Raw genomic sequence first — 15,203 nt, 5'->3', positions numbered from 1 at the left:
CGCCATACGCCCCAGAAAACTTTCGCCAAACAAATACCCATATACAACTCTGTACCGTCAAGCACTAAACAACGGTGTTAGCCTTAATGACACGCAGCAACACCTCAACAAGGAAGTTAAAATGACCAAAAAAATAGAAATCCAATACGATCTAAAATATGTACCCTATAATATCGAAAAGCATTTCGCTCTGGAGGAATATCTCTACGAAGTTGCCAGCGACTCGGAAGAAAACCTTATCAGCACATCCTTTGAAGAGAGCCTCGAAGAGGGTGTATCCGGCAGCGGCCTTGAACTAAATCAAGACCCCGAAGATGCGCAAAAAACTTATCGCGTTGTTATGAACATTTGGCAACCTGGCCACAACCAACCAGACGATGGAAGGTATCTGAATCGCACAGATGATCCTGACGCAACCCTAATGGTAAAAGCCGATCATTACTTTACCGTCGACCTGCAAAATAGTGACACGCATCGTGAAGTTGTCTTTCCAGTAGCGTTCTTCATCGTGTAATCACTGGGCAGCGAGCAAACACAACCGAGAATCCAGCGTAAAATTCCGTTAAATTGGTTTTGGCACCAGCATCTTCTGGTGCCTTCGCTACGGAGTTCGACAATGAAGAGACTGTCCATTCTCGCCGTCGCAGCGCTGCTGGGCGCCTGCCAGTCACCGCAGCCGACCGCCAACGCCAGCCTCGACGGAGAAGTGTTCTATCTGCAACGCCTCGCTCTGCCACCGAGCGCGACCTTGGGCGTCAGCTTGCAAGATGTGTCTCTGGCCGACGCACCGGCGGTAGTGCTCGACGAACAGAAAGGCCCGGTCAAAAGCCAGGTGCCGCTGCCGTTTCATCTGAGTTTCGATCCGGCCCAGATCAAACCCGGCCATCGCTATTCCGTCAGCGCGCGCATAGAAATAAATGGCAAACTGATGTTCATCACCACTGAACATCACGCCGTGCAACTTGATGGCAGCGATCCGCAGCCCCTGAAAATCCGTGTGGACGCGGTCCGTTAATTCACTTTTCTGAACCTTCTTTTCTGAACCTTTTTTTCTGAACAAGGAAGCCACCATGCTCCGCCCTACCCTTCGCTTCGCCGGCCTGTGCGCAGGCTTGATGATTTGCGCCAACGCCCTGGCACTGTCACTCAGTGACCTGTCGCAACAAGACGCCACCGGCGGGCTCAAGGACGCCCTGACCCAAGGCGCGCAGCTGGCCGTTAAACAACTGGGCACACCCGGCGGCTTCAGCAACAACCCGGACGTGAAAATCGAACTGCCGGGGAAACTGGGCAAGGTCGCCAAGAAAATGAAACAGTTCGGCATGGGCGATCAGGTCGATCAACTGGAAACCAGCATGAACAAGGCAGCTGAAGCGGCGGTAACGCAGGCTCAGCCGATTCTGGTGGATGCGGTGAAGAAGATGACCGTGGAAGATGCCAAGGGGATTCTCAGCGGCGGCCAGGATTCGGCCACTCAGTACCTGAGCAAAACCAGCCGCGAACAGATCCGCACCAAGTTCTTGCCGATCGTCAAGCAAGCCACCGACCAAGTGGGTTTGGCTCAGCAATACAACGCGTTCGCCGGGCAAGCCGCGACGCTGGGTGTACTGGATGCGAAAAACGCCAACATCGAAAGCTACGTCACCGAGCAGGCGTTGAACGGGTTGTTCGAGATGATTGGCAAACAGGAAGAAACCATTCGCAAGAACCCTGCGGCAGCGGCGACCAGTTTGGCGAAGAAAGTCTTCGGTACGCTGTAATTTTTCAAACGCAACTCATTACACAAAGCCCGCTGATCTGCACAGATTCAGCGGGCTTTTTAGTTTGCTATGCTGCGGCCCCAGATGATCCAGCCCCCTCAAAATTCTCGACTTGCGGCGACTACTTTATATCCAAAAAAACAGTAACCACAGAAAAAACAGTCTAAAAAACTGTCAACTCTGACAGTTCATTTCTCTCCGCCTACTGGGCATGCTGATTGCGAGTGACATTCATCCCGACACTATCCCTCTCTACAACTAAAAGGTTTGGAAATGACTCCGTCCACCATTACCAGCGCAACAACTGGCACTTTTACCGCAACTATCGATGGCAGCGACTTCATTGCGGCCCGCGTCAATATCTATTCAGATGCAGATGACATTCATCATTTCAGTGGCTCGATGGGTAGCGAGTTACCTAATGATGATTTCCAGTCCATTCACATAACCACTAAAAAGGATGTGGAAAACGGATCACATACTTATCCCAAGGGGATTGATACCCTGGTCTGTATCACCAAAAAAGGCCAAATTACCGACAAGGCGAAAATCTCTGTGGGCACCTGCACCGTGGATTTCGATAAGGCCACTCAGCACTTCAAAATGTCTTTTGATGTAAAGGCCGACTACCCTCCTAACCTTCGATTGCACATTAAAGGGAGTTTTGACCTCACTTCGAGTTAGCGATCAGACGTGTGCAACAGGTAAATCGTTGGCATAGCGTCCGGGATTCATAGAAGAATCCTTTGCCGAGCCAACGATTTCACCTGAGACTCAGCCCCTCGTCACAATTTGTCTCATCTTCAGTTATGCTCGCCGTTCGTCGTGAACGCCGGAGCCGCTGATCTTATGTCCCCCACTCGCCTGTTTGTCCCCCTCGCCCTTGCTCTGCTGAGTGCTTGCGCCTCGCAACCGAAACAGAACCTGACCGTGGAAAAACAAAGCGAATGCCCGGCGAAACTGCACAACGGGCAAACCCTGATCCTGACGCTGCCAAGCAACCCGACCACGGGTTACCGCTGGGCGATCCAGGATTCGGCCGGTGGTGTGTTGCGCGCGCTCAGCCCCGAGGTTTACAGCAACCCGGAAGACGCCGGGATCGTCGGCAGTGCTGGCGTCTCGACCTGGCGTTTCCAGGCCTTCGCCACCGGCACTGGCCGCCTGCGGCTGACTTACTCACAACCGTGGGCACCGGAAGTACCGGCGGTGCAAACCTTCGACTGCGCCATCGCGGTTAACTGATCGTGGGCTGGCTGATTCTGGCGCTGATGGGCGCGGTGACCTTTGTGTATGGCCTGAGCGTGCATGCCGCGCTGCTCTGCCTGCTGGTCAAACCGATGCCTGTGCTGGCCCTGCTCGGCTGGTTGCACGATGCACCGCCCAGCGAGTATCGGCGCTGGATCAGCTTGGGTTTGATTTTCTCCTTGGTCGGCGACGTGTTGCTGGCATGGCCGCAAGACTTGTTCGTGTTTGGACTTGGAGCGTTTTTGCTCGCGCATCTGGCGTATCTGAAGGCTTACTTGAGCGATTGCCGGCGTCTGGCTGTGTTGCCGCTGATCCTCGCCTTCGGCGTGGGTGCCGTGCTGCTGGGGATTCTGATTTCCAATGGCTTGGGGCCGCTGCTGGTCCCGGTGATCGTCTACGGCCTGGCCATCAGCGCCATGCTCTGGCGCGCCCTGGCCCGACTCGGCACCGATGTGCCCAAACGCACGGCGCTGCTGGCGGCGGCGGGCGCGGTGGCGTTTGTGTTTTCTGACAGTGTGATTGGCATTAACCGGTTTGTGATGCCATTTCATGCCGCGCCTTACGTGATCATTCTGAGTTACTGGTTGGGGCAATGGGGGATTGCGGCGTCGGCGTTCACCCAGCGGCAACGCTAACCCTGTGGCGAGGGGGCTTGCCCCCGTTGGGCTGCGCAGCAGCCCCAAACCCAGCCGCCGCATCCTTTCAAATTAATTGCATCTACCCGCTTTACGACGGCTACGCCGCCGAACGGGGCGATGCGGCGTTCCGACAAGCCCCCTCGCCACAAAAGCCCCTTCGCCCTTCAAATTGCATCAACCAGCCGGTTTATCAGCAAACCCGCGCATCCCCGCGCCAAGTTGGCTAAAATGCCGGCCTTTTCCACCTACACCGCTGGAACCGCCGTGAGCAAAGAATCCGATCGCCTTTTCGCCCAGCCTTTGGCCCAGGTGCCTGACTTCGCCTTTAACGAGGACGTGGTGCGGGTGTTCCCGGACATGATCAAGCGCTCGGTGCCGGGTTATCCGACCATCGTGGAAAACCTCGGCGTGCTCGCCGCGCAATTCGCTCAGCCAAACAGCGTGCTCTACGATTTGGGCTCGTCGCTGGGTGCCGTGACCCAGGCCTTGCGCCGCCACGTGCGCACCGACGGCTGCCGCGTCATCGCTGTGGATAATTCCGCGGCCATGGTCGAGCGTTGCCGCGAATACCTCAACGGCCAGGACTCGATGTTCCAGGAGTTGCTGCCGGTGGAAGTGATCGAAGGCGATATCCTTGCCCTTGAATTTCAGCCCGCCTCGGTGGTGGCGCTGAACTTCACCCTGCAATTCATCGCCCCGGACCAGCGCACCGCGCTGCTCGCGCGCATCCGCCAATCGCTGTTGCCCGGTGGCGCGCTGATTCTCTCGGAGAAGCTGCGCTTCAATGACCCCGAAGAACACGCGCTGCTCACTGACCTGCACGTGGCCTTCAAACGCGCCAACGGCTACAGCGAACTGGAAATCGCCCAGAAGCGCAGCGCCATCGAAAATGTCATGAAGCCCGACAGCCTCGAAGAACATCGCGAGCGCCTGTTGGCCGCCGGTTTCTCGAAAGTCGTGCCGTGGTTCCAGTGTCTTAACTTTGCCTCGTTGATTGCCTTGCCATGATTGATTTGTCCCCCCTCGCCCGCCGTCTGGCCGGTACTCCGCTGGCCGAATGGGCCAACACCCTGCAAGTGCAACTCGACAAGAAAATGGAAAAAGGTCACGGCGACCTGGAACGCTGGCAGAGCGCACTGGATGCGTTGCCGAAGATCCAGCCGAGCGAAGTCGACTTGTTGAACGGCCTTAAGCTGGACACCGATTGCAACGACGAAACCCGTGCACAAATGCGCACCGCGCTGATGGGCTTGTCACCTTGGCGTAAAGGGCCGTTTGACCTGTTCGGCGTGCATGTCGACACCGAATGGCGCTCGGACTGGAAATGGTCCCGAGTGGCTCCGCATCTGGACCTGAAGGGCAAACGCATCCTCGATGTCGGCTGCGGCAACGGCTATTACATGTGGCGCATGCTCGGTGCTGGGGCCGACAGCGTGATCGGTGTCGACCCCAACTGGCTGTTCTTCTGCCAGTTCCAGGCAGTGCAGCGTTACCTGTCCGAACCCAATGCCTGGCACCTGCCCTTCCCTTTCGAAGACCTGCCGCCGAATCTGGAAGGGTTCGACACGGTGTTTTCCATGGGTGTGTTTTACCACCGCCGTTCGCCGATCGAGCATTTGCTGGCGCTGAAGGATTGTCTGGTCAAGGGTGGTGAACTGGTGCTGGAAACGCTGGTGATCGAAGGCGATCAACAGCAGGTATTGGTGCCGGAAGACCGTTACGCACAGATGCGCAATGTCTGGTTCCTGCCGTCGGTGCCGGCGCTGGAGCTGTGGCTGCGTCGCGCCGGGTTCAGCGATGTGCGTTGCGTGGATGTGAGCATGACCACGGTCGAGGAACAACGCGGGACGGAGTGGATGAAGTATCAGTCGTTGAGCGACTTCCTTGACCCGGATGATCACAGCAAAACGATCGAAGGGCTGCCGGCGCCGATGCGTGCGGTGATTGTTGCCCGCAAATAAAAGCCTATTGCCCAGGCATCGAAAAACCTGTGGGAGCGGGCAAGCCCGCTCCCACAGGATCAGTGTTTAGTCTGAAGGTTTTGCTCTTCGGGCCTTGAAGAACTCGCTCAACACCGCCCCACACTCCTCGGCCAACACCCCGCCTTCGTACAGCACCCGGTGATTCAAAAAGCCCTGGGTAAAAAACTGCCCCTGGCTCTGCACAATTCCGGCCTTGGGCTCCAGCGCGCCATACACCACCCGTGCAATCCGCGAATGCACGATCAGCCCGGCGCACATGCTGCACGGCTCCAGCGTCACGTATAGCGTACTGCCCGGCAGGCGATAGTTGCTGGCGGCCTGGGCGGCGGCGCGGATCGCGACCATTTCCGCGTGGGCGCTGGGGTCGTTGCCACTGATCGGGCAATTGAAACCGCGCCCGATGATTTCACCGTCCTGCACCAGCACCGCGCCCACCGGCACTTCACCCAGCGCCGCACCTTGGGCGGCAAGGGCCAGGGCTTCGCGCATGAAGTCACGATCACGGCTACGGTCGATAATCGCTGCGGGGCGTATCTGCCGCATCACGCCACCTCGATGGCGGCCATCAGGCCGGTTTCCATGTGGTCGATCACATGGCAGTGGAACATCCAGACGCCCGGGTTATCCGCCACCAGCGCCACTTGCGCGCGCTCGTTCTTGCCCAACAGGTAAGTGTCGGTGAAGTACGGGATAACCTTGTGCCGGTTCGAGGCAATGACTTTGAAGCTCATGCCATGCAAATGTATCGGGTGCTGATACTGAGTCATGTTCTTCAATTCGAAAATATAGCTTTTGCCCTTTTCGAGCTTGGCAATCGGTCGGTCGGCGCAGGTCTTGTCGGTGATATCCCAAGCCTTGCCGTTGATCTGCCACAGGCTGGGCGGCTTGCCATTGTCGACGTTAACCGACACCGAGCCCACCCATTCAAAATTGAAGTTGAGTTTCTCGGCATTGGCCAGGTCTGGCTCGGCCACCGGGTTGGCGGGCAGTGCCGGCGGCCACTCGGTCGGCGCGTCGGTATTGGCCACTGAGCGCAAGGTGCCCAGGCGTACCGGACCGTTGCGCAGGGACAGTTCTTCGCCGGCCGGCGGAGCCTTGATGGCCAGGCAAATGCGCATGCCCGGGCCGAGCCAGTATTCCTTGCCCAGTGGGCGCGGTTCGATGGGATTACCATCCAGCGCATAGATCTGCGCTTCGACGCCGGGGATGTTGAGGCGATAAGTCAGGGTGTTGTCGAGGTTGAGCAGGCGTACGCGGGTGATCTGCCCGGCAGGCAAGTCGATCACCGCTTGCGAGATGCCATTGATGGTCGACAGGCGCCCGGCCGTACCGCCACGGGCCGCTTCACGAGGAATGCTGAACGGCACGAAAGCGCCTTCTTCATCGACATGCCAGCTCTTGAGGCTCAAGGTCTTTTCGTACTTGAAACCGGTGGGCTCGCGCTCTTCGATGATCAGCGGACCGACCAGCCCGCGACCGAGTTCTTCGCTGCTGTTCACGTGCGGGTGATACCAGTAGCTACCGGCGTCGGGCACGCGGAATTTGTAGTCGAAGTATTCGCCCGGCAGCACCGGCAATTGCGACACGTAGGGCACGCCGTCCATTTCCAGCGGCAGACGGATGCCGTGCCAGTGAATGGTGGTCGCCACTGGCAAGTGGTTGATGAAGCGCACCCGCAGCCATTCGCCCTGACGCACACGCAACTCAGTGCCCGGCGCCGAGGGGCCGAACGCCCAGGCCTCGGTCTTGTGCCCGGCTACCAGTTCGACGTCCAGCGGTGCGGCGATCAGCTCATAGTCATGGCCGGCCTCAGCGTCGGCCATCTTGCCCAGCCAGTAACGCGACGCGCCACCGGCCCCCACGCCAACCACCACAAGACCGGCCAGACCACCGAGTATTTGTCGACGGGTAAAGGACATGAACTCAACTACCTCACGTATCAGCCACAGGCGCGGTGCCTGCAAAAGGCGAATACGATACACCTGCGGATGAGAAACAGTAAGGGCAACGCGGCGGATGGGCGCAGTCAACGTAAGGCTGACAACGCATCTGTGGCGAGGGGGCTTGCCCCCGTTCGGCTGCGAAGCAGTCGTAAAACCATCCGGCGTGGTGTGTCTGATGCAGTGCGATTGAAGGGTTTGGGGCCGCTTCGCGACCCAACGGGGGCAAGCCCCCTCACCACAAAGGTCCGGTTATGGCTGTAGACCGGTGAGCAGATGCACCACTCCACCGTCCAACATCATGACGCCTGGCACTCCAGCCGCCGTCAACGCCTGCCGATCCATCCGCGCCACATCCCGTAACTCCACCCGCATCCGGGTCAGCGCCACGGGCTGATGCGACTTGAGGTTATCCACACCGCCCAGTGCGGCCACGACATTCGGTGCCAGACCGGAAACGGCTTGAGCTACCGCTTTCGACTCATCCACTACCAGATCCGGGGTCAACGCTTTCCAGAACGCCCGCTGTATTTTCTCGAACATGCTCAGTTCTCCAGAACCAGTGAAGTATCGACCGTCGCCTCGTGGTGCAGCCGCAATGCCTCGCGCACCTGCCCGGCACTTTCCAGCCCCAGCACTTGCTGGGCAATGGCCTGACAGTCCAGCAGGTCCACTTCGCGAACCGCCGCCTTGATCGCCGGAATCAGCGGCACGCTCACCGACAACTCATCCACGCCGAGCCCCAGTAACAGCGGCACCGCCAGATGTTCCGAAGCCAGGGCACCGCACACACCGACCCATTTGCCATGAGCATGAGCGGCTTTCACAGTACCGGCGATCAAGCGCAGCACCGATGGATGAAAGCTATCAGCCTGGCTGGCCAGCCGCGGGTGATCGCGGTCCATGGCCAAGGTGTATTGGGTCAGGTCGTTGGTACCAATGGAGAAGAAATCCACCTCGGGCGCAAACAGATCCGCCATCAGCGCCGCTGCCGGCACTTCGATCATGATCCCCAGTTTCGGCAGTTCCGTGAGCCCTGCTGCCAGCGCTTCCTCTTCAAGCAGCTGACGGGCCAGCCGCAACTCCGACAACTGCGTGACCATCGGCAACATGATGTGCAAGCGAGCCAGCCCGGCGCTGCTCAGGATCGCCTTGAACTGATCGCGCAACAGCTGCGGACGCTCCAGGCACAAACGAATGCCGCGCATGCCCAGGAACGGGTTGGCTTCGCGGTCCATCGGCACGTAGGCCAATGGTTTATCGCCGCCGACATCCAGGGTCCGCACCACCAGACTGCGCGCTGGCCCCAATGCTCGGGCGATAGCGCTGTAGGTGGACGCTTGCTCGTCATGGCTCGGTGCATGGTTGCGATCCAGATACAGAAACTCCGAACGCAACAGACCGACGCCTTCGCCGCCCAGTGTCATGGCCTGTTCCGCTTCGGCCAGCGAAGCGATATTGGCGGTGATTTCAACGTGATGACCATCGCGGGTACAGGCGGCCAGCGCGGCATTTTCCCGTTCGTATTGCTGGCGTTTCTTTTGTCGCTGACGATTGGCTTGCAACTGCTCAATGGCTACCCGCTCGGGATCCAGCTGCAACTCGCCTCTGTCGGCATCGAGCAAAACCCGGGTGCCATTGGCCAGTGCCAGCACCTGAACCGGCAAACCGCAGATCGCCGGCAAGCCGAAGGCCCGGGCGAGAATCGCCACGTGGCTGGTGGCGCCACCGCCGACCGTCGCGAACCCCAGCACCTTGCGCGTGTCCAGGCCAGCTGTCTGGGAGGGCGTCAGTTGCTCGACAATCAGAATCGCCCCTTCCGGCAACTCCATCGCCTGATCCTCCACACCGAGAATCAACTTGAGTACCCGTTGACCCACGTCGGCCAAATCCGCTGCCCGTTCGGCCAGCAAGGCATTGCCCAGTTTTTTGAACAAGGTAGCCGTCGACTCGGTGGCCGCCCGCCAGGCGAAAGCGGCGCTTTTGCCGGCGTCGATCAGCGCCAGGGCCTGATCCAGCAGGCTTGGGTCTTCGAGCAGTTCCTGATGCGCCTTGAAGATATCTGCCTGGGCGTCACCCGTGGCCTGGTCACGCAACTGCTGCAGGTCCAGGACCGCCGTCGCCAACGCCTGGGACAGGTGCTCGCGCTCAACTTGCGCGCCCCGACCGGATTCAATGACTTCAAGGGTCTGCTGCGCGATCTGCACCACCTGACCAAACGCCGACCCCGCCGATGCACAGACGCCGTGCAACACCTTCAGCGATGAAGCATCAGTCGCAACCGTCTCAACCTCTGCCATCACTGTCACGGCTTCTCCGCACCCGGCGGCCAACAACTCGACCAGGGTCTTGATCGCCACTTCGGCATCCGCGCCCGCCGCGCTGACTTGCACGATGTCGCCGTGAGCGGTCTGCAACGCCATGATCGCCACCAGGGATTTGGCGTTCGCGCTGTCCTGCTGTTTATGCAGACAAATACTCGCCGAAAAACCTTTCGCCGCCTGGGCAAACACCGCCGCAGGGCGGGCGTGCAAGCCATTGAGATTGGGCAGCGTCAGCGGTTTTGAGAACAGTGCCTCGCCCTCCTCCGGCTCATCGGCCGCTACTTCAGACGGATTCAAGCTCAGCAACGGCTGACCGTTTTGCACCACCCCCGTTTCAGGGGCCAGCCAGGTAAACGGCTCGCCGCTGACCACCAGCATCAAGGTCAACAAACTGCGGGCGTTCAAGGCAATGTAATCGGCATCGAACTCGATCAGCGCCTCCCCCACCTCAACCCGCTGACCTTCCTCCACCAACCGGGTGAAGCCCTTGCCGGCCAGGTTCACAGTGTCGAGGCCAATGTGCATCAACACCTGCACGCCGTTGTCGTCGGTGATGCTGACGGCATGCCCGCTGGCCTGCACATTGCTGATCACTCCAGCCAGCGGTGCGCACAAGGTGGACGAGGTCGGGTCGATGCACAGACCGTCACCGATCACGCGACTGGAAAACACCTGATCGGGCACTTGGTCCAGCGGCATCAGCACGCCGGACAAGGGTGCCAGCAATTGCAATTGTTGGGGTGTGGCCATGACGTCACCTGCTGTTTTGTTCTTTGAAGTGCCGATGGAGCGCGAGGCCCCGACAGCATCGCTTATTTCCACCAATACTCGACCTGCAATCCGACGTTCGAACCATGCCGCGCCGTGCCGAAGGCGCCGGTGTCGGATAACGCCGAACCTGCAGCCAGTTCATTGGCCGCCCGTTTGGCTGCCTCGTTCCAGCTGGCATAGGTGTAATACAGACGCACCTCGGGGCGCGCCCAGAATTCCGGGCCCTTGGGCGACCAGGTCGGGGCGATGGTGAACTTGCTCAGTTTGCGCGTGCCGCCGGTGGCCTCGACCTGATCGTGGCCCAGTTCGGTCACCAGTTTGATTTGCTCGGTGATCGCATAGGCCGGGCGAATCCCGAGGGAAATCCAGTTCTGGTCGGCGCCGTCCGGGCGAATGTCCTTCTGATAAACCGCCTCGACCTGCCCGCCGAAGCGCGGCGTCACTTGCCAGTCGAAGAACTCCACCACGCGATAGCTTTTACTGCTGTCGTCCAGCTTCACGTTACCGGTATAGCCCAACCCCGTGCCGGGGCCTTCGCCGTACTGAAAGGCCAGTTTGTTCTTGCCGCCCAGAAAACCTTTCTGCACATGCTGGGTGGTGATCGCCCAGCCACGATGAGCGTCGCGGCTGTCGGGTTTGTCGATGTAGCTCAAGCCGAACTCCAGCTCACCGCCGGGGTTGGTGTTGAAGCCGGAGACGTTGAAATCGTGACGGTTGATGTAGTCCTTCTGGTACAGGTTGTCCTTGCGCGAGAAGGCGTAGCTGTACTTCAGATCACCGATCAGCACGTCTTCGATACCGCCGCCGGTGGCGCTCTGATTCCAGTAGTAGAAATCGGAAATATGGATGTCGTTACGTTTGTAGTAACGCCGACCGGCCCACAGCGAACCACCATTGAGGCTGGGCATGTTCGACCATTGCGCATACAGCTGCGGCATGCGCACCGAGCCGTTGTCACCATTGAACGTCAGGTTGCGGTCGTACTGGTTATACAGCGAAGCCATGCCGTCGACACTGAGCACCGAACCGTCGTCCAGCGTGAACAGGTCCTGACGCAATTCCAGCTCAGCATACTGTTCACATTCGTTGCCCAACCGGTATTTGGACTGCGCGCCCGGCAATTGAAAGCACGACTGCGAACTGCTGTTGACCGAGGTGCCGACACCGCTACGCAAATAGCCGGCGAACTCCAGCGCCTGGGCCGAGAACGGTAATCCAAGGCACACACCCGCAACTGCAAGACTGCGATTTATTGTTGTTTTCAAGAACCACCTCATTATTTTTATTGTGTGATGCAGCAAAACCGGCGCGCAAAACTCCCCTGCGCAGTGTTCTGCGTGTTGTTCGAAACAGTGTTTTTAAATGTTGGTCAGGTGCAGAACGAACGACTCATAGGGCCTTAAAAAGACCTGCCGATGCCGTGGCGGACAGTCCGGGTAATTGCTGATCACCAGACGTTGTGCCATCGCTTCGCTGATCACCTCCGGCGGCAGATCAACTTCGCACGGTGTGCCATAGAAGTTGTTCAGCACCAGCAAACGCTCACCATTGCCTTCACGCACGTACGCCCAGATTTGCGTGTGTTCAGGCAACAACTGCCGGTACACGCCATCGGACATCAGCGCTTCACTGCGGCGCAGGGCAATCAGCTGACGGTAGTGATGCAGCACCGAATCCGGGTCGTCGAGTTGGTGGGCGACGTTGATTTGCGCGGCATTGGCCGGCACTCCGATCCACGGCTCGACAGCGCTGAAACCGGCGTTCGGCTCGGCGCTCCAGTGCATCGGCGTGCGACTGTTGTCCCGGGACTTCTGCATGATCGCCGCCATGTTGTCGGCGTCGCTGGCACCGGCCTCGCGCTTGAGCCGGAAGATGTTCAGAGTCTCGACATCGCGGTACTGATCGATGTGATCGAACCCCGGATTGGTCATGCCCAGCTCTTCACCTTGATACACAAACGGCGTTCCCTGGAGGAAATGCAACGCGGTGCCGAGCATCTTCGCCGACACCACCCGATGCTCGCCGTCATCACCAAACCGCGAAACCACCCGCGGCTGGTCGTGGTTACACCAGAACAGCGCGTTCCAGCCACCGCCGGCCTGCATGCCGGTCTGCCAGTCGGAGAGGATGCGCTTGAGTTCGAGGAAATCGAAATCGGCGCGAATCCACTTTTGCAGGTTCGGGTAATCAACCTTCAAGTGATGAAAATTAAAGGTCATCGACAGCTCTTTCGACTCCGGCCGCGAGTAGCGAATGCAGTGTTCCAGACTGGTGGACGACATCTCGCCGACGTTGATCAGGTCATGACCTTCGAACACTTCGCGGTGCATCTGCTGCAAGTACTCATGGACGTTCGGGCCATCGGTGTAAAAGCGTCGACCGTCAGTGTTGTCCTCAGGGAAATCCGCCGGTTTGGAAATCAGGTTGATCACATCCAGACGGAAACCGCCCACGCCTTTGTCGCGCCAGAATCGCATCATCTTGAAGACTTCAGCGCGCACCCTGGGGTTGTCCCAGTTCAGGTCGGCCTGCGTGTGGTCGAACAAGTGCAGGTAATACTGGCCGGTCTGGGCTTCGTACTCCCAGGCCGAACCGCCGAACTTGGATTCCCAGTTATTCGGCTGGTCGCGCCAGATATAGAAGTCGCGGTAAGGGCTATCGAGGCTGCTGCGGGCCTGCTGGAACCAGGTGTGTTCGATCGAGGTGTGGTTGACCACGATGTCGAGCATCAGCTTGATCCCGCGCTTGGCGGCTTCGGCAATCAGCAACTCGCAGTCGGCCATGGTCCCGTAACTCGGGTCGATGGCGTAGTAATCGCTGATGTCGTAACCGTTGTCACGCTGGGGCGAACGCAGGAACGGCGTAATCCACAGGCAATCGACACCCAGCCAGTGCAGGTAATCGAGCTTGGCCACGACGCCGAGCAAATCCCCCGTGGGGTTGCCGGCGTGGCTGTGAAAACTCTTCGGGTAGATCTGGTAGATCACCGAACGTTGCCAGTCTTGCATGGCGGATTCCTTTTTGAATAGGTACTGGCGAATGCGATCTATCAGGCGACCCGATACCCGGGCCGGACAATCTTCATGCTCAACCCGCAGGTCAAAACAAACGGCACGACCATGGCAATCACCATCCCGACCACGAACATCGGGATGAACTGCGGGATGATCGAGATGAAACCGGGCAAACCGCCAACGCCGATCGCCGAGGCCTGGACCTTGTTCAGCGATAGGAAGACGCAGCCCAGGGCCGAGCCGATCAGGGCCGCATAGAACGGAAACTTGTAGCGCAGGTTGACCCCGAACATGGCCGGTTCGGTGATGCCGAAGTAGGCAGAAATCGCCGAGGTCGAGGCCATGCTTTTGTCCCGCACACTGCGGGTCATGTAGAACACCCCCAGTGCCGCGCTGCCTTGTGCGAGGTTGGACATGACGATCATCGGCCAGATGAACGTGCCGCCCTGGGTGGAGATCAGTTGCAGGTCGACTGCGAGAAACATGTGGTGCATGCCGGTGATCACCAGTGGTGCGTAGAGCAGGCCGAAAATCGCCCCGCCAACCATCGGCGCCAGGTCGAACAGGGTGACCACGCCTTCAGTGATGAGAATCCCCAGATGGCGGGTCACCGGACCAATTACCGCCAGCGCCAGCACACCGGTGACGACGATGGTGGTGATCGGCACCACCAGCAATTGCACCGCGTTAGGCACCCGCGCCCGCAGCCACTTTTCGATGACGCTCATCACATAGGCCGCCAGCAGGATCGGCAAGATTTGCCCCTGGTAACCGACTTTCTCGATCTGGAACACACCGAGGATGTCGAAGTACGGCAGGCTCTGCCCCTCAAGCCCGGCCACCGCTTTGCCGTAGTTCCAGGCATTGAGCAGATCCGGGTGCACCAGCATCAGGCCGAGCACAATGCCGAGGATTTCGCTGCCGCCAAAGCGCTTGGCCGCCGACCAGCCCACCAGCGCCGGAAGGAACACGAAGGACGTGTTGGCCATCAGGTTGATCAGGCTCCAGAGCCCGTCCAGCGTCGGATAGGCGTCCAGCAGGGTCTTGCCCTCGATGAACATGCCCTTGGCGCCGATCAGGTTGTTGATGCCCATCAACAGGCCGGCAATGATCAGCGCCGGGAGAATCGGCATGAACACATCGGAAAACACCCGCACCAGTCGCTGCATGGCGTTGATCTTGTCGGCGCTTTTCTGTTTGACGTCGGCGATGGTCGAGACGGCGAGACCGGTCTGTCGGCGCAGCTCGGCGTAGACCTTTTCCACTTCGCCGGGGCCGATCACCACCTGGAACAAGCCGCCGGTATAGAACGAACCCTTGACCAGATCGATCTGGTTCAGCGTGGCGCTGTTGACCAGGCTCGGGTCCTTGAGGGCCAGGCGCAGCCGTGTGACACAGTGCGCGGCCTGCTCGAGGTTGTCGCTGCCACCGAGGCTATGCAGCAGCTCGGTGACGATGTTCGGATAGTCATGGCTCATGCTTGTTCTTCCGCTGTAGTTTTTTGTTATTGGCAGCACGCCGAAGCGAAA

Annotated in this window: 15 protein-coding genes; 8 read left to right on the top strand and 7 right to left on the bottom strand. The window is 59.1% G+C overall.

The window, feature by feature from the left end:
- Positions 1-121 precede the first annotated feature (121 nt).
- From JUI81_RS25705 to cmoB, 8 genes are all read left to right on the top strand, one after another.
- Positions 122-514 (top strand): hypothetical protein, encoded by a 393-nt coding sequence (locus JUI81_RS25705; protein WP_204125308.1) that lies wholly within the window; start codon positions 122-124, stop codon positions 512-514.
- Between the two features lie 102 nt (positions 515-616).
- Positions 617-1,015, top strand: coding sequence for a YbaY family lipoprotein (locus tag JUI81_RS25700; RefSeq protein WP_018927034.1), 399 nt, complete (start codon positions 617-619; stop codon positions 1,013-1,015).
- 55 nt (positions 1,016-1,070) lie between these two features.
- Positions 1,071-1,760 carry a DUF4197 domain-containing protein gene (locus JUI81_RS25695; RefSeq protein ID WP_007940472.1) on the top strand — a complete coding sequence of 230 codons (690 nt, stop codon included), beginning with the start codon at positions 1,071-1,073 and terminating at the stop codon, positions 1,758-1,760.
- Between the two features lie 273 nt (positions 1,761-2,033).
- Positions 2,034-2,444: a hypothetical protein gene (locus JUI81_RS25690; protein ID WP_204125307.1), complete on the top strand. Its 411-nt coding sequence runs from the start codon at positions 2,034-2,036 to the stop codon at positions 2,442-2,444.
- A 165-nt stretch (positions 2,445-2,609) separates the two neighbouring features.
- A complete protein-coding gene (locus JUI81_RS25685; RefSeq protein ID WP_018927036.1) occupies positions 2,610-3,002 on the top strand; it encodes a protease inhibitor I42 family protein in 393 nt (130 codons plus the stop codon).
- A gap of 2 nt (positions 3,003-3,004) precedes the next feature.
- Positions 3,005-3,640 carry a lysoplasmalogenase gene (locus tag JUI81_RS25680; protein WP_204125306.1) on the top strand — a complete coding sequence of 212 codons (636 nt, stop codon included), beginning with the start codon at positions 3,005-3,007 and terminating at the stop codon, positions 3,638-3,640.
- A gap of 231 nt (positions 3,641-3,871) precedes the next feature.
- On the top strand, positions 3,872-4,651 hold the full coding sequence (gene cmoA, locus JUI81_RS25675) for a carboxy-S-adenosyl-L-methionine synthase CmoA (protein ID WP_018927038.1): 780 nt from the start codon (positions 3,872-3,874) through the stop codon (positions 4,649-4,651).
- A complete protein-coding gene (cmoB, locus tag JUI81_RS25670) occupies positions 4,648-5,604 on the top strand; it encodes a tRNA 5-methoxyuridine(34)/uridine 5-oxyacetic acid(34) synthase CmoB (protein ID WP_096479592.1) in 957 nt (318 codons plus the stop codon). The genes cmoA and cmoB overlap by 4 nt, the downstream gene beginning before the upstream one ends.
- A 66-nt stretch (positions 5,605-5,670) precedes the next feature.
- On the opposite strand, the gene tadA is transcribed toward cmoB, so the two are convergent.
- The 7 genes from tadA to treP all read right to left on the bottom strand — a co-directional run bounded on the left by tadA (position 5,671) and on the right by treP (position 15,152).
- Entirely contained in the window at positions 5,671-6,168 is a 498-nt protein-coding gene (gene tadA, locus JUI81_RS25665; protein ID WP_019581038.1) for a tRNA adenosine(34) deaminase TadA, read from the bottom strand.
- Entirely contained in the window at positions 6,168-7,544 is a 1,377-nt protein-coding gene (locus JUI81_RS25660) for a multicopper oxidase family protein (protein ID WP_204125305.1), read from the bottom strand. The genes tadA and JUI81_RS25660 overlap by 1 nt, the downstream gene beginning before the upstream one ends.
- 273 nt (positions 7,545-7,817) lie before the next feature.
- Positions 7,818-8,108: a PTS transporter subunit EIIB gene (locus JUI81_RS25655; protein ID WP_019581040.1), complete on the bottom strand. Its 291-nt coding sequence runs from the start codon at positions 8,106-8,108 to the stop codon at positions 7,818-7,820.
- A 2-nt stretch (positions 8,109-8,110) separates the two neighbouring features.
- Positions 8,111-10,639 carry a phosphoenolpyruvate--protein phosphotransferase gene (gene ptsP / locus JUI81_RS25650; RefSeq protein ID WP_204125304.1) on the bottom strand — a complete coding sequence of 843 codons (2,529 nt, stop codon included), beginning with the start codon at positions 10,637-10,639 and terminating at the stop codon, positions 8,111-8,113.
- A gap of 62 nt (positions 10,640-10,701) precedes the next feature.
- Positions 10,702-11,925 carry a carbohydrate porin gene (locus tag JUI81_RS25645; protein WP_026331842.1) on the bottom strand — a complete coding sequence of 408 codons (1,224 nt, stop codon included), beginning with the start codon at positions 11,923-11,925 and terminating at the stop codon, positions 10,702-10,704.
- 93 nt (positions 11,926-12,018) lie between these two features.
- Positions 12,019-13,668, bottom strand: a complete 1,650-nt coding sequence (treC, locus tag JUI81_RS25640) for an alpha,alpha-phosphotrehalase (RefSeq protein ID WP_204125303.1) — start codon at positions 13,666-13,668, stop codon at positions 12,019-12,021.
- A 41-nt stretch (positions 13,669-13,709) separates the two neighbouring features.
- Positions 13,710-15,152: a PTS system trehalose-specific EIIBC component gene (gene treP / locus JUI81_RS25635; RefSeq protein WP_028939197.1), complete on the bottom strand. Its 1,443-nt coding sequence runs from the start codon at positions 15,150-15,152 to the stop codon at positions 13,710-13,712.
- Positions 15,153-15,203 lie beyond the last annotated feature (51 nt).

Origin of the sequence: Pseudomonas sp. 008, assembly GCF_016861935.1 — a bacterium.
Lineage (GTDB): Bacteria > Pseudomonadota > Gammaproteobacteria > Pseudomonadales > Pseudomonadaceae > Aquipseudomonas.
The sequence above is the reverse complement of the archived record's forward strand: the minus strand, read 5'-3'. Positions and strand labels throughout refer to the sequence as shown.

Coding starts and splice junctions, on each gene's coding strand:
- JUI81_RS25705 (WP_204125308.1), top strand. CDS start 122: ATGACCAAAAAAATAGAAATCCAATACGATCTAAAATATGTACCCTAT.
- JUI81_RS25700 (WP_018927034.1), top strand. CDS start 617: ATGAAGAGACTGTCCATTCTCGCCGTCGCAGCGCTGCTGGGCGCCTGC.
- JUI81_RS25695 (WP_007940472.1), top strand. CDS start 1,071: ATGCTCCGCCCTACCCTTCGCTTCGCCGGCCTGTGCGCAGGCTTGATG.
- JUI81_RS25690 (WP_204125307.1), top strand. CDS start 2,034: ATGACTCCGTCCACCATTACCAGCGCAACAACTGGCACTTTTACCGCA.
- JUI81_RS25685 (WP_018927036.1), top strand. CDS start 2,610: ATGTCCCCCACTCGCCTGTTTGTCCCCCTCGCCCTTGCTCTGCTGAGT.
- cmoA (WP_018927038.1), top strand. CDS start 3,872: ATGCCGGCCTTTTCCACCTACACCGCTGGAACCGCCGTGAGCAAAGAA.
- cmoB (WP_096479592.1), top strand. CDS start 4,648: ATGATTGATTTGTCCCCCCTCGCCCGCCGTCTGGCCGGTACTCCGCTG.
- tadA (WP_019581038.1), bottom strand. CDS start 6,168: ATGCGGCAGATACGCCCCGCAGCGATTATCGACCGTAGCCGTGATCGT.
- JUI81_RS25660 (WP_204125305.1), bottom strand. CDS start 7,544: ATGTCCTTTACCCGTCGACAAATACTCGGTGGTCTGGCCGGTCTTGTG.
- JUI81_RS25655 (WP_019581040.1), bottom strand. CDS start 8,108: ATGTTCGAGAAAATACAGCGGGCGTTCTGGAAAGCGTTGACCCCGGAT.
- ptsP (WP_204125304.1), bottom strand. CDS start 10,639: ATGGCCACACCCCAACAATTGCAATTGCTGGCACCCTTGTCCGGCGTG.
- treC (WP_204125303.1), bottom strand. CDS start 13,668: ATGCAAGACTGGCAACGTTCGGTGATCTACCAGATCTACCCGAAGAGT.
- treP (WP_028939197.1), bottom strand. CDS start 15,152: ATGAGCCATGACTATCCGAACATCGTCACCGAGCTGCTGCATAGCCTC.